The organism is Streptomyces spongiicola, assembly GCF_003122365.1.
Taxonomy (GTDB): Bacteria; Actinomycetota; Actinomycetes; order Streptomycetales; family Streptomycetaceae; genus Streptomyces; species Streptomyces spongiicola.
The window spans coordinates 6,680,123-6,694,281 of record NZ_CP029254.1 but is presented as its reverse complement, the minus strand read 5'-3'; the positions used below and the strand labels follow the sequence as shown (position 1 = coordinate 6,694,281).

The window sequence follows — 14,159 nt, the reverse complement described above, 5'->3', positions numbered from 1 at the left end:
GTACGCAGCACTTTGGACTCCTGGAAGACGGCTCCCTGCCTGCTTTGTGCAGGTCAAGGGCGGTCTTCACTGTACACGGGCACGCCTCGGACTCGAAGGTTGCGGGGAACATCGCTTCTCGATGGAGGCGGAACTCGCTGCCTGGGCTTCCGTGCCGCCTCAGGCGTTCTCGTCGTGGATCCGCGCGCCCAGATCCTCCGCCCACTCCAGCGCCCACGCCTTGAGTTCTCCGATCTGCCGGGAGGTGAGCCCGTACGCGGCGTAGTCCTCGTCCTCGTACCAGTCCGCGCCGATGAGCCGGTCCCGGAGGTCTTCGAGGCTGAACTCGTCGTGGGCGCGACGGCGGCCCAGGGATTCGAGGTCGGCGGTGGAGCGGTGGCGGGAGGCCGCCTGGACGTCGATGAGGTCACGGACGGTGCCGCGGTCGGCGAGGGCACGGACCTTGGTGCCGATCACGTCGTCGAGGGAAAGAACGGGGCCGTAGGGGGTCTGAGCGGGCGGAGCCCAGAACGCCTCCTTGAGGACGTCGACCTCGCACTCCTCGCCGGTGTCCGGATCGGTGACGAGGAAACGGCCGCTGAGCGGATCGGTCTGGACGTGCGTGGTCCGCCATCCGCGCGCACCGAGACCCGCTGTGAGTGAGGCGACGATCTCCTGCATCGGAGCGGGGTTCTCGGTGGCGACGTCGAGGTCGCGGCTGAAGCGTTCGACCAGGCCGTGGGCCTGCACGGCGTATCCGCCGGTGAGGACCAGGGGGTAGGGGGAGCCGAGGTCCAGGATGTCGGCGAGGAGACGCTCGTGGAGCGGAGTGAGCTTCACGCGGCAGTCGTATCGGCCGGAGCGGTGCGCAGCAGCTCCGGGAAGGCGTCCTCCCAGACCTCGCGGATGTAGGGACTGATCAAGCGCCGCAGCACGGGCCACTGCTCGGCGAGCAGCCGGTGGTGCAGGAGGGTCACCAGGTCCTCGCGCAGTCCTTCGGCGAGAACGGTCCGGTAGAGCGTCATGCGGGACTTCGGACGGCCCAGGCTGTAGCTCGTCCGCCCGGACCAGACGATGTGGAGCGGCAGGTCCACGTTGCCCTCGACGGGGCCGGCCAGCTCCTGCAAGCGCTCGGGCAGTCGGCTGCGGTAGCGGCCCCGCAGCACCTCGGCGCGGGGGACGGTGATCGTCGTGTCCATGCATCCAGTATCGCTGCTGGGAGGCGGCGGCATGGCGGATACGGGGGTCCCCTGTCGTACGTACGGGTCGGGCGCCGTCCGCCCTTCCCCCGGACATCTCACCCAGTGGGCGCTTGGCGCATCATGGTCTACCCGTGCAGCTCCCGGGTGGCGCGGCAGCCGGCTGCCCTGCCGACCCGGGCCGGCCCCGCTCGCGGGCGTGGGTGATCATGACGCAGCAGGTCACTCGGAGGGCTGCCGCGGTGGAGTCGGCCCCGGCGTCGGCCCCGGTGTCGGAAAGGACGACGTTGCCGAAGCCGCCGACGCCGAAGCCGCCGAAGCCGAAGCCGAGGACGCCGAAGCCGAGGACCATGGCGCCGGCGCGTTGGCCCGGAAGGACACCGGGGTGGGCGAGACCGCGTCGACGAGGGTACGGGGCAGCGGCCTGGACGGGCTGAGCGGGTATGCGGTGGGTCCTCCCGGACGGATCCGATGGGGCGTGAGCGGAGGATCGGACGTGGGACGGCAAGGGAAAAGCCGGCCGTTGACTGAGTTCACGCAACAATCATTTGGCGATTCGTCACTCCGCCGGGACGGAGTCTCTAGGCTGGTCCCGACCGCCGCCCGCCCGCCACCCGAGGACGCCGATGCCCCGACTCGCTCTCTCCGACGACTTCGTCGCGGACCTCATCTCGCTGCAGAGACCGGTCCAGAAGGACGTCAGCGACGCGATCCAGATGTTCCGGAGCATGACGGTCCCCCAGCTCCATGCGAGCAAGGGCATGCACCTGGAGAAGCTGGAACGGGCACGCGATCCCCGGATCCGCACCATTCGCATCACCAGGTTCTACCGGGGTGTGCTCCTGGCCCCCGACGACGGTAGCGACCTGTTCACGCTCCTACGGGTCGCAGCGCATGACGACGCGATCAACTGGGCCCGCAAGCGCGCCTACTCGGTCAACGGCGCCACGGGAGGACTGGAGGTGCGCAACGTCGAGGCACTCGAGCAGATGGAGACCTACTTCGAGACGAAGGCGGACACCGCGCCCACCCGCCTCCTCGAAGCGCACTCCGACACCGTCCTGCGCGACCTCGGCATCGACGACCAGGTGCTGCGGCTGGCCCGCGTCTGCCTCACGGTCGACGACCTGACGGTCATGGCACCGCCCATGATGCCCGCCGACCAGTACGAGGTACTGGAGTTCCTGGCGGCCGGCTACTCCCCCGAGGACGTCTGGGAGCAGCTGATCGCTCCGCGGGGGCAGACCGTGCGCACGGCGGAGGACCGGACGGAGGTCACCCTCACCGAGGCGATCCTCAACACTCCCGACCGCATCGTGGAGGTGACCGGCCCGGGCGAGCTGGAGCGCATCCTCACCGAGGACTTCACCCGCTGGCGGATCTTCCTCCACCCCGCCCAGCGCCGCTACGCCCAGCACCCCGGATTCACCGGCCCCGCCCAGGTCACCGGCGGTCCGGGCACCGGCAAGACGGTGGTCGCCCTGCACCGGGTGCGGCATCTGCTGCGCACCGCCCGCGACGGTGACCGGATCCTGCTGACCACCTTCACCAACGCCATGGCGGCCGCCCTGAGGGACAGCCTCGCGCTGCTCCTCGGCGACGCCGACGCCCACCTGCTGGAGCGTGTCGACGTCACCACGGTGGACGCGCTCGCCGCGCGGGTCATCCGGGAGGCGAGGGGCGGCTCGCCGAAGCCGCTGTCCGCCGCCGCGGAGAAGAGTGCCTGGAGCCGTGCCGTCGCCCGCGAGGACCTGCCGTGGACGGAGCGGTTCCTGTCGCAGGAGTTCCGCAACGTCGTCCTGGCACAGGGTCTGCGCACACCCGAGGAGTACCTGCGCTGTGTACGGCGGGGACGCGGCACCCAGGTGGGGCGGGTGCAACGAGCCCGGCTGTGGCGGGTGATGGAGCGGTTCACGGCGGACCTCGCCGCACGCGACTCGGCGACGTACACCCAGCTGTGCGACCAGGCGGCGCGCATCCTCGCCGAGAGTGCGCCGCGCTACCGCCATGTCGTCGTGGACGAGGCGCAGGACCTGCATCCGGCCCAGTGGCGCGTACTGCGCGCCTGCGCCGCCTCCCGGGCGAACGACATGTTCCTGGTCGGCGACCCTCATCAGCGCATCTACGACTCGCGCGTCTCGCTCCGCACGCTGGGCATCGACGTGCGGGGGCGCGCCTCCCGGCTCCGCCTCAACTACCGCAGTACGGAGGAGATCCTGCGCTGGTCGGCGTCCCTTCTCGACGGTCAGCCGGTGGGCCGGCTCGGTGAGGACGACGAGGACGGCGGCCGGGACTCCCTGCGCGGCTACCGGTCCCAGCTGCACGGCCGCGTACCGGCGGCGCGGGGATACGGCAGTCAGGACGAGGAGCTGCGGGCGCTGGTCGAACAGGCCCGCACTTGGATCGAGCGGGACGGGGTCAAACCGTCCGAAGTGGCGGTGTGCGCCCGGTTCAACACGCTGGTCGACGCCGTCATCGCGCGCCTGCGGCGGGAGCGCATCCCGGCGGTCGCGGTCAAGGACGACCCCGGGCCGGAGGTGTCCGGGGTGCGCGTGGCCACCATGCACGCGATGAAGGGGCTGGAGTTCCGGTGTGTCGCCGTGGTGGGCGTGACGGCAGGCGTCCTGCCGTTCGCCCCGCAGGTGACGCCGGCCGAGGTCGATCCCGTCCAGCACCGGTCGGATCTGCTGGCCGAGCACTGCCTGCTCTTCGTGGCGTGTACGCGGGCCCGCGACGCACTGGCGATCTCGTGGAGCGGTGATCGCAGCCGCATGCTGGACCCGGTTGCCGGCTGAGGCCTCACGCGGCTGCCCGGGCCCCGGGCCCGCCTCTGGGCCGCGAAGAAGGCAACGGGGCGCCCGGGCCCGTCGCCGCGTGCCCCCGGCCTCGCCCCGCGGGCGTCAGATCCGGATCTCCCGGACGACGACCGCGTGGGTCCTGCCCTGGGAGGCCTCGTACGTGATCTCCCGGCCCGTGGGCTGCCACATCAGCGCCTGCCCCAGCGGCGACGACGGGGAAACGGTCTCCGCCTCCTCGGTGGGCAGTTCGGCGATGGTGTAGAGGTTCGCCTCGTCGAGTCGTCCGTCGAACTCGAGGACGAGCAGCGCGCCGGGGTACACCGCCTCCGGGCGCCCCGCTTCCTCTCCCACACGCACGGCGTCGAGGAAGCCGCGCAGGAATCCGAGCCGCTTCGTCCGGCGCTCTCGCTGGTCGGCCTGCGTCCTCCTGAGGTAGGCGATCTTCGCCGCGTCCAGACCTTCGGGTGTCCCGTCCGGAGCGTCGACGGCGGCCCGCAGTTCCCGCATCTCGCGCACCAGCCGCCGGAAGGCGGCGGGAGGGATCTCCGGCACGGGCGGGGAACTGCGCCTGCCGGGCTGCGCCGGACGGGGCGCGGGCGCCTGGGCGGCTCCTTCCGCAGGGGCAGGCGAGGACATACGCGGGTCATCGGGCCCGGGCCCGGAGGGCTCCGCCCGCGCGGACCCCGGATGCGGCCTCGGGCCCGGCCTTTCCGGGTGCTTGCCCTCCTGCGGCTCCCCGGCCTCCCCGGCCTCCCGCGGCTCCCCGGCCTCGTCACGCTTCCGGGTCCGGTCGCACTCGTCGTCTTCGGTGCGACCGCCGGACTCGTCGTCTTCGGTGCGACCGCCGGACTCGTCGTCCTCGGTGCGACCTCCGGACTCGTCGTCCTCGGTGCGACCGCCGGCCGGCGAGAGCCGGGGAGCCGCCGGCTCCGCGGGAGCGGCGGGGGCCTCCGGCTCCTCGGAGACCGGTTCGATCCCCAGCCGTTCCAGCTCCGCCCACAGCGGGGCGAGAGCCTGCTCGCGGTCGTAGTGGAAGCGACTGCCGCGGATCCGGACGAAGGTCCAGTCGACGCGTTCCAGGTCCCGCTGGCGGGCGGCGGCGGTGCTGCTGTTCAGGGCCACATGGGTGGCCGCATGGTGTCTTCACTGCCGACCCGAGCACGCGCGCGACGACCCCCGGTACGCCAGTTCGAGTGTGAACTGAGCACACGCGCGAGAGTATCAGCACACCGGCTGGAGGCACCGGGGCGAACGGCAGTCGGCGCAGCAGGGCATCGCCTTCGACGGGGGCGGCGTACTGAGCGACGGTCAGCACCGCCCGGCAGCGATCGCCAAGGCGGCATCGCGGCGCCCCTGACCGCCGCCCGCGACGCCCCGCGCGCCTCGTGCACGGTGCGGAACACCGGGTACGGGACACCTGGTACGGCACCGGGTGCGGAACACCGGCCGGGACGCTCTCGCACCCGCCCGCGAGACGCAAGCGGTGCACCAGGCGGCAGCTTTGCGCGGCCTCCTGGCCCGGAACGCACCTGCCGAGGGCGGGTCCGTCGAGCCGCTGCGCCGGCCCCGGGCGAGACGGCCCCCGGCGAGACGGCGCGCCGGATCTCCCACCAGGCGACCACGGCCCTCGCACACGGGGTGCCCCGAACTCCCCTGGCGGAAAGATCCGTCGTCATTGACTGAAGGGAAAGCCCATCGTCGTTGACTGAGTTCACTGTAGATTGACTGTCCGTCATCACCAGGGAATCCACAGCGCCGGGGCGGGCCGCCGGGCCGAATCCGCCCGTCCGGGAAAGGAAGCGCATGCGCGCGCAGGAGATCACCTTCCTGAAGCTCGTCCAGGGGGACAAGCAGTTTCAGGTCCCCCTCTACCAGCGGACGTACAGCTGGGGCGGGGAGCAGCTGAAGCGGCTCTGGGAGGACGTCGGCGAACTCGTCGACCAGCATCTGGCCGGTGATCTGGCGGCTCCCCATTTCCTCGGCTCCGTGGTGCTCGCACCGGGTCAGATCCAGGCGGGTGGTGTGCAGAGATGGCTGGTGGTGGACGGACAGCAGCGCCTGACCACGCTGATGCTGGCTTTCACGGCACTCCGCGACCATCTCAAGGAGACCGGTGACACGCGCGCCGCGGACCGGGTGCACCGCCAGATTCTGGTCAACGAGTTCCACGAGGGCCTCGACCACTACCGCTTGCTGCCCACACAGGCGGACCGGGAGGCGTACACCGCCTGTGTGCAGTCCCGGGCCGAGGCGGGCGGCGGCGACAACGTCGGGGCCGCCTACCGGTTCTTCCGCGGTGCGCTGGCCGATGGGCCCGAGGCGGGCGACGAACGGTGGATCGCCACGGTCGAGACGGTCCTGAAGGACCTGCTCTCCATCGTGGAGATCACCGCCGAGTCCGGCGACAACGTCTACCGGATCTTCGAGTCGATCAACAACACGGGTGTCGGACTCAGCCAGAGCGACCTGTTGCGCAACTACGTCTTCATGCTGCTGCCCCGGCGGGGCGAGCGGATCTACCAGGAACTGTGGCTGCCCATGCAGCAGAGCCTCGGTCCGAAGAACCTCGAACTGCTGGTCTGGCTCGACCTGGTGGTGCGCGGCCACCACAAGACCAAGCAGAGCGAGATCTACCGCGAGCAGCAGAAGCGGCTCCAGCCGCTGGCCGGTGACGAGGGCGCGCTACAGGGCGAGATCGAGCAACTTGCCGAGCGGGCGGGGAGGTTCCTGCACATCATCGAGCCCGCACGCGAGCAGTCCCCGGCCCTGCGCGCGGTCCTGGAGCGTCTGGCCTCCTGGGGCGGCCAGACCCACTTCCCGCTCGCACTGCACCTGCTGGACCTTCTCGCCGCCGGCAGGACGACGCCCGACGACGCGGCGCAGGCGCTGGGTTACGTCGAGTCCTATCTCGTGCGGCGCCTGATCTGCCAGACACCGACCACCGGCCTCAACCGGATCTTCATGGACGCCCCGAAGGATCTGGAGACCGACCGGCCGGCCGCCGAGGCGGTCCGGCGGTTCCTGTCCGGACGGCGCCGCCGCTGGCCGAGCGACGAGGAGCTGGGCGAGGCGATCCGTACCAAGCCGTTCTACTGGAGCGGCCGTCCTCCGCAGCGCAGCTACATCCTGCGCCGCCTGGAGGAGAGCTACCGGGCCTCCGAGCCCGTGGACTTCGCCAAGGCGTCCCTCAGCGTGGAGCACGTGCTGCCGCAGCGTCCCGCTCCGGCGTGGTTCGACCTGCTCGCCGAGGAGACGGAGCCCGGCCAGACTCCGCAGGAGCTGCACGACCGGCTCGTGCACACACTCGGCAACCTCACGCTGACCGGAGACAACTCCAAGCTCTCCAATCATCCGTTCGAACGCAAGCAGCAGATCCTCGACTCGAGCGCGCTGCGCATGAACCTCGAGATCGCGTCGGCGCAGCGCTGGGGCAGGGCGGAGATCCATGAGCGGGCAGGCCGTCTGGCCGTGCGCGCGGTGGAGCTGTGGCCCGGCCCGATCGGCGGGATCAAGCCGTCCGGCGAGGAGTCGCCGGGATGGGCCGAGCTGCGCGCCGCGCTGGTCGCGATGCCGAGCGGCACATGGACGACGTACGGCGATGTCGCCGAGCTGATCGGCAGCCACCCGGTGGCCGTCGGCAGCTATCTCGGCGCCAACCCCACGGTGATCGGCGCCTATCGGGTGCTCACCGCCGAGGGCAAGATCTCGCCCTCCTTCCGCTGGGCGGAGGGCAGCGACCGCCCGCCGCCGCAGGAGCTGCTGGGCAGTGAGGGAGTGCGCTTCGACTCCTGGGGCCGGGCGCACCGCACCCGGCGCCTGTCGGCCGCCGAGCTGGCGACCCTGCTGGGCAAGGACGTGAGCCGGCCCGCGGTGCTCGACCCGCTCCCCGGTGGGGAGGACGCCGCGGCGGCCGAGCGCTTCCGCACGCAGTTGCGGGAGAACCGGCCGGACGCGTACGCCGGTGTCCTGGAGGCCCTCGACTTCTGGCGCCGTCAGGGCGGCCATGTGACCTACGGCCGGCACGAGGAGACGAGCTGCTTCCCGATGCTCGACGCCGGGACGAGCCACCGGCCCCACCTGCTCTGGCCGTTCGGGATCTACCCGGTGAGCGGGACCGTCGAGGTGGTCTTCCAGTACCTCAGGTCCCGCAGTCCCTTCGACGACACGGAACAGCGCCGCGAGCTGCTGAACCGTCTCAACAAGATCGACGGCATCGACCTGCCCGAGGCGAAGCTGGAACTGCGTCCGTCGTTCCCGGTGAGTGTCTTCGCGCAGCACGGTGACCGGATTCGCGAGGTGCTGGACTGGTTCGTGGGGGCGGCGGCACTGGATCTCGCGCGGCGGGACTGAAGCAGCGGAACGACGTCGAAGGGGGGCATCACTCGTGCGGCTGTTGAACGACCTCACGCTGGCCCGGAGCAGTGGAAAGCGCATCGACAAGACGGGCAGGACCTGTTCAGGGGAGATGTCCAGGGCGAGCGCCGTCGAGTGGGACCTGTGTCTGTCCGGACAGCCCCCGCTGACGGTGCACGACAACCACTGGGTGAACGGCGAGCGGGATGTGGTGCTCTTCAAGCCCACCGTGGTCCCTGAGATGCCCGCAGCCCTCTCCAATCTGCACAACCGGCTGCGGTCCGGGATCTCCGCCTCGGCGCCCGGGGAACTGCGCATCATGGTGTTCCCCACGCACGTCGACACGCACGGCAGGCCGCGGATCAGGAGATCGCTCACGACGGCGGACCTCGCGGACGCGGTGGGGCTGCGCCATCTGGGAGAGCTGGTCTCCCGGAAGGGTGTCAGGTTGGGGGCCGCGTTCGACCGGCCGGATCTGCCACCCGTGGACCTGTACGACCCGCAGCACGAGAAGCCCCTCCAGCACGCCGTCTTCTTTCCCGCGGCTGACGAAGAGACACCGGTCGTCGCCTTCGCCCGCTTCCGGATCGTGCCGGTGCTGCGGCACATCGGCTGGCTGTCGCCGGACGCCGGCTGAGGGGGATGACAGTGCCGAACCGACCGTGCGGAGGAACGGTCCACAGGCTCCAGGGCCGGACGGTCTGCTTCACGGGGCGTGTTCTCGTCAAGGGCGAGTGGACGGTCAGGACACGCTGCGCCGAGCGGGCCCGGGAACTCCAGGCGATCCCCAAGACCGACTTCTCCCGGAAGGTCACCCTCGTCGTCTACGGCGATCTGGCCAGCAAGGTGGTCACCGACGACCGTCGAGCCTACAGCAGCACGCTGGTGCGCGCCGAGGCCGAGCGCAGGCGGGGACGGCACGTCTGCGTCGTGGACGCGGACGGCTTCTCGAAGCTGCTCGACGGCCGTCCCGCACCGTGCCTGGAGCTGAGAAGGGCACGCACCGGGCGTGTTCGCCCGGTCGCGGCCACCGCGTCCGAGAGGCGTGTTCGCCCGGTCGCGGCCACCGCGTCCGAGAGGCGTGTTCGCCCGGTCGCGGCCACCGCGTCCGAGAGGCGTGTTCGCCCGGTCGCGGCCACCGCGTCCGAGAGGCGCGTTCTCGGCGGCCCGCTGCGGGTGCGGAGGACCGGCCGGCGCACCGTCGGTGATCTCACGCTGGACCTCAGCCGTCTCGACGAGGGGACGGCCGTGCACGAGGCGACGGTCGGCGCGCTCATCAGGCACCTGTCGCAGCAGGGGATCGAGGCGTGTGGGCATGCTCCCGGCGGTCCGGAGTTCGACGCCGGGTGGTTGCGCGGTGAGGACGTGTTCATCGCCGAGGTGAAGAGCCTGACCGGTGCGCGTGAGGACCAGCAGATCCGTTTGGGCATCGGACAAGTCCTCGACTACGCCCACCAACTCCGGACCGCGTATCCCCGCACCGTCACACATCCGGTCCTGGTGCTGGAGAGACGTCCGTCCGCGGCCCGTTGGACCACGCTGGCCGACAGTATCGGCCTGCGGCTCACCTGGGCACCCGACTTCGGCGGACTCTGAGGGGCGGGGCCCGCGGCGGACTTCCGGCCCCGGTGCGGCGGACTCTGAGGGGCGGGGCCCGCGGCGGACTTCCGGCCCCGGTGCGGCGGACTCTGACCGGCGGGCCTGCGGCGGACGCGGCACCGTGGCCGGTGTGACCGGTGTGGCCGGTATAGCCGGTATGGCCGGGTCACCGCCCGGAGCAGCCGCGCTCCCGCCGTGCCGTGCGGAAGTTCGGCGGCCGCCACACATGGCGGTCCGTTGGAGAAGCCCCCACGCAGGCCGACCTGACGACCGCACAGGGTGCTGAATCGACCGCGCGGGGCCCGCCCGGAGACCGGTGGGCCCGGCGCCTGCCCACCGTTCGGCTCGATCACACACCGGCCGTCACCGCACCGGCGCACTGCCGCCCGGGATGAACACCCGCACGCGCCTCCCCCTTTCGGCGCATCCTGCCCCATACTGCCCGAAGAGTTCCTGGTCCCCCACTTTGCCCGGGACCAGGGGGACTGGGGGGTATCGAGCGATGGCCGACGCACGTCTTCAGTGGCTCCAGGAAGCCGTCTCCGTCTTCGGCGCCGAATGCAAACGGAACCTGACGGGCCCCGGTGACCGCGAGGCAGCCATCCGCAGCCCGCTGGAACAGCTGTTCCGCACGATCGCCGCGCACCACGCCCGGCACGACGTCAGCTGGTACCCGGAGACCCGCATCCCCCATCTGGGGGTACGCCCCGACTACGCCGTCCGCGTCGACAAGCACGTGACCGGCTACATCGAAGTGAAGCGGCCCACCAAGAGCATCGACCCCGACTCCTTCACCGGCCACGACAAGAGGCAGTGGCAGCGCCTGCGCGACCTCCCCAACCTGCTCTACACCAACGGCACCCACTGGCGTGTCTTCCGGTACGGCATGCAGACCGGTGACGAGGTCGTCCTGACCGGCGCCCTGAAGACCGCCGGGGAGAAGCTGACCGCCGGCGACCTCGCCGCCTTCGACGCCCTGGCCCAGGCCGTGCTCTGCTGGGACCCGCCCGAGATCCGGCGAGTCTCGGTCCTGGTCCAGCACATCGCGCCCCTGTGCCGCCTGCTGCGCGAAGCCGTACGGGAACAACTACGGGCCGAAGCACGGCCGGACGCGGCCGACTCCGCCGCCGACCGCCCCTTCACCGGCCTCAGGAGCGACTGGCGCCGGCTCCTCTTCCCCACCGCGAACGACGCCACCTTCGCCGACGGCTACGCGCAGACCGTCACCTTCGCACTGCTCCTCGCCCGCACCGAGCGCATCCCGGTCACCGGCACGAGCTTCCACGAGATCGGCCGCCGCCTCAACGCGGGCCATGCGCTGATGGGCAAGGCCCTCCAACTGCTCACCGACAACGTCAACGAGCGGTTCGAGGTGACCCTGGACCTCCTCGCCCGCACCGTCGAGGCCGTCGACTGGGAGACCATCCGCCGAGGCAACCGGGACGCCTACCTCCACCTCTACGAGTCGTTCCTGTCCGTCTACGACGACGCACTCCGCCAGCGCAGCGGCTCGTACTACACCCCGCACCAGGTCGTCGGGGAGATGGTCCGCCTCGCGGAAGAAGTGCTGCGCACCCGCCTGGGCAAGGCAAGCGGCTACGGCGACGAGAGCGTCCACATCGTCGACCCCGCCATGGGCACCGGCACCTACCTGCACACCGTCATCGAGCGGGTGGCGCTGCAAGCGGCCGAGCGCCACGGCGACGCCATGGCACCCGACGCCATCGGCCGTCTCGCCGGGCGGCTGTACGGCTTCGAGCTTCAGATGGGGCCGTTCGCCGTCGCCGAACTCCGCGCCGCCGACCTCCTGAAGAAGCACGGCGCCCACCTCCCGCCGGGCGGCCTCCACCTCTATGTGACGGACACGCTCGACGACCCTCACATCCAGGAGGAGCAGCTCGCCTCGACCTATGCGGCCCTGTCGGTGTCACGCGCCCGCGCCAACCGGGTGAAGGCCGACATCCCCGTCACCGTCGTCATTTCGAATCCGCCCTACGACGACAAGGCCGAGAACCGCGGTGGCTGGATCGAGAAGCGGGTGAAGGGTCAGGGCAGACCTCCGCTGGACGACTTCCGGTATCCGGGCAACGGCCGGTACGAGCACGCGCTGAAGAACATGTACATCTACTTCTGGCGGTGGGCGACCTGGAAGGTCTTCGACGCCCACGAGGACGAACGGCACGGCGTCGTCTGCTTCATCACTCCCTCGGCTTTCGCCAGCGGTCCGGCCGGGCGGGGCATGCGCGACTATCTGCGCAGGACCTGCGACGAGGGGTGGATCATCAACCTGTCGCCGGAAGGCCAGCGGTCGGACGTGGCCACCCGCGTGTTCCCGCATGTCGCCCAGCCGCTGTCGATCTGCGTCTTCGTACGGCGGGCGGATCACGGGTCCGGTGGACCGGCGCGCATCCACTACCGGGCGCTGCACGGCAGGCGGGCGGAGAAGTTCGATCAGCTCCGGGGGGTGCGCCTCGATGACGGGGGCTGGCGGGACGCGCACTCGCGGGGGGTGCGGCCGTTCACTCCGGCCGCCTTGTCGGGCTGGGAGGACTACCCTTCGCTGGAGGCGCTCTTCCCCTGGGGCAGTCCGGGCAGCAAGTCCAACCGGTCATGGGTGAGTTCGCCGTCGGCGTCGGTTCTCGCCCGCCGCTGGGCGCGTGTCTGCGCGGAGGACGATCCCGAGGTCAAACCCGTCCTGTTCAAGGAGACACGGGACCGCCGGCTCGGCACGCGGCCGCCTCACCTGCCGGGCTTCCCACACCCCGGCCGGAGCATGGAGCGGGAGAAGGGCGCGGAGCCGCGGATCGCGCGGATCGCCCTGCGCAGTTTCGACCGCCAGTGGCTCATCGCCGACAACAGGGTGCTCGACTTCCCAAGGCCCGACCTGTGGGAGTCCTTGCAGCCGGGGCAGATATTCCTCAACCAGCAGAGCAGCCACGAGATCAGCGGCGGTCCCGCACTGGCCGCCACCGCGCTGGTGCCGGACACCCACCACTTCAACGGCCGGGGCGGAAGGGTGCACCCCGTTCTCCATCCGGACGGCAGTGCCAACGTCCCCACCGGCCTGCTCCGGTATCTGGCCGCCGCGCTCGGCCTCGACGACGTGCCGGTGCACGACCTCGCCGCGTACGCGGTGGCCGTCGCCGGGCACGGTGCCTTCACCGAGCACTTCGCGGAGGAACTACTCACGCCCGGCGTCCGGTTACCCCTCACGCGCGACCCGGAGCTGTGGAGCGAGGCCGTCGGTGCGGGACGCGAGTTCCTGTGGGCGGCGACCTACGGCGAGGCCGGCACCCCGCCCGGCGGGCCGCCGGCCGACGGGGACGGCGTCGGCTTTCCGCCGGGAGACCCACGGCAGGTGCGGTACGAGACGGGCATCGGCTCCGCCGTGCCCGACACGCTCGGCTACGACGCGGAGACCGGCACCCTGCACGTGGGCCCGGGCACCTTCACGGGCGTCCCGCCCGAGGTGTGGGACTACGAGGTCGGCGGCATGCACGTCATCAGGAAGTGGTTCGGCTACCGGAAGGCCTCGCCGACGAGCAGGAAGACCAGTCCCCTGGATGACATGCACGTCACGGCCTGGCCGAGGGAGTGGACGGAGGAGCTGATCGACCTGTTGTCGGTCCTGCGGCGGCTGGTCGACCTCGCACCCGCGCAGCAGGCGCTCACCACGAGGATCGTCGGTTCGCCGGTCATCACCGTCGCCGAACTCACGTCGGCGGGTGTCCTCCCACCGCAGCCGGGGGCGACCCGCGCCCGGCGCCGTGTCGTCCTGGAGTTCGGCCGGCCGGAGGAGTCATGAAGGGCCGCTGCCCGCCTCACCCTCACGGACATGGGACTCCGCCTGCTCCAGGGTCCAGGACCCCTCCGCGAGCCGTTTCAGGGCGTGGCCGGCGGCGCGGGAAGGCGCGCCGCGGGAAACGGTGTCGGCGAAGGACGCCACCGCGCCCAGGCGGGCCGTCAGCTCGTCGCACTCCGCCGCGCCCAGGGCAGCCGCCCCGAGCGGAGTGAGCCCGAGGACGCCCCGGTCACCGGTCCTCTCCTCGACCAGTCCGGACCACAGCAGAGTCGGCAAGGCGGCGCGAACCTCGTCCGTGTCGAGATCGCGCGCCGCATAGGATTCGGGCGCCGCTTCCGGGACCGGGAGGTCACAGAGATCCAGTTCCTGCAACAGATGGTGTTGGAGTGGCGAGAGCTGACCGCTGGGAACGAGCATCCCTCCAGTATG

At 71.2% G+C, this 14,159-nt stretch carries 9 protein-coding genes; 5 read left to right on the top strand and 4 right to left on the bottom strand.

Annotated elements, in window-relative coordinates; genetic code table 11:
- Nucleotides 1-159: 159 nt before the first annotated feature.
- Together DDQ41_RS29085 and DDQ41_RS29080 are read right to left on the bottom strand one after the other, a co-directional pair.
- Entirely contained in the window at nt 160-819 is a 660-nt protein-coding gene (locus DDQ41_RS29085; protein WP_109297134.1) for a nucleotidyl transferase AbiEii/AbiGii toxin family protein, read from the bottom strand.
- The gene (locus tag DDQ41_RS29080; protein WP_109297133.1) at nt 816-1,178 is read right to left on the bottom strand and encodes a hypothetical protein; all 363 of its coding nucleotides are present in this window, start codon (nt 1,176-1,178) and stop codon (nt 816-818) included. Before DDQ41_RS29080 ends, DDQ41_RS29085 begins: the two co-directional genes overlap by 4 nt.
- A 626-nt stretch (nt 1,179-1,804) precedes the next feature.
- Here DDQ41_RS29080 and DDQ41_RS29070 point away from each other — a divergent pair.
- Nucleotides 1,805-3,973, top strand: coding sequence for a DEAD/DEAH box helicase (locus tag DDQ41_RS29070; RefSeq protein WP_109297131.1), 2,169 nt, complete (start codon nt 1,805-1,807; stop codon nt 3,971-3,973).
- A gap of 105 nt (nt 3,974-4,078) precedes the next feature.
- On the opposite strand, the gene DDQ41_RS29065 is transcribed toward DDQ41_RS29070, so the two are convergent.
- Entirely contained in the window at nt 4,079-5,098 is a 1,020-nt protein-coding gene (locus DDQ41_RS29065; RefSeq protein WP_109297130.1) for a hypothetical protein, read from the bottom strand.
- A gap of 681 nt (nt 5,099-5,779) precedes the next feature.
- Here DDQ41_RS29065 and DDQ41_RS29060 point away from each other — a divergent pair.
- From DDQ41_RS29060 to DDQ41_RS32070, 4 genes are all read left to right on the top strand, one after another.
- Complete coding sequence (locus DDQ41_RS29060) at nt 5,780-8,326, top strand: GmrSD restriction endonuclease domain-containing protein (protein WP_109297129.1); 2,547 nt, start codon at nt 5,780-5,782, stop codon at nt 8,324-8,326.
- 34 nt (nt 8,327-8,360) lie between these two features.
- Entirely contained in the window at nt 8,361-8,966 is a 606-nt protein-coding gene (locus DDQ41_RS29055; protein ID WP_262508608.1) for a hypothetical protein, read from the top strand.
- Between the two features lie 11 nt (nt 8,967-8,977).
- Complete coding sequence (locus DDQ41_RS32810; protein WP_262508607.1) at nt 8,978-9,925, top strand: BRCT domain-containing protein; 948 nt, start codon at nt 8,978-8,980, stop codon at nt 9,923-9,925.
- Between the two features lie 505 nt (nt 9,926-10,430).
- Nucleotides 10,431-13,733: a type ISP restriction/modification enzyme gene (locus DDQ41_RS32070; RefSeq protein ID WP_217364452.1), complete on the top strand. Its 3,303-nt coding sequence runs from the start codon at nt 10,431-10,433 to the stop codon at nt 13,731-13,733.
- On the opposite strand, the gene DDQ41_RS29030 is transcribed toward DDQ41_RS32070, so the two are convergent.
- Entirely contained in the window at nt 13,728-14,147 is a 420-nt protein-coding gene (locus DDQ41_RS29030; RefSeq protein WP_109297127.1) for a hypothetical protein, read from the bottom strand. The two genes, DDQ41_RS32070 and DDQ41_RS29030, sit on opposite strands and share 6 nt — an antisense overlap.
- Nucleotides 14,148-14,159: the final 12 nt, after the last annotated feature.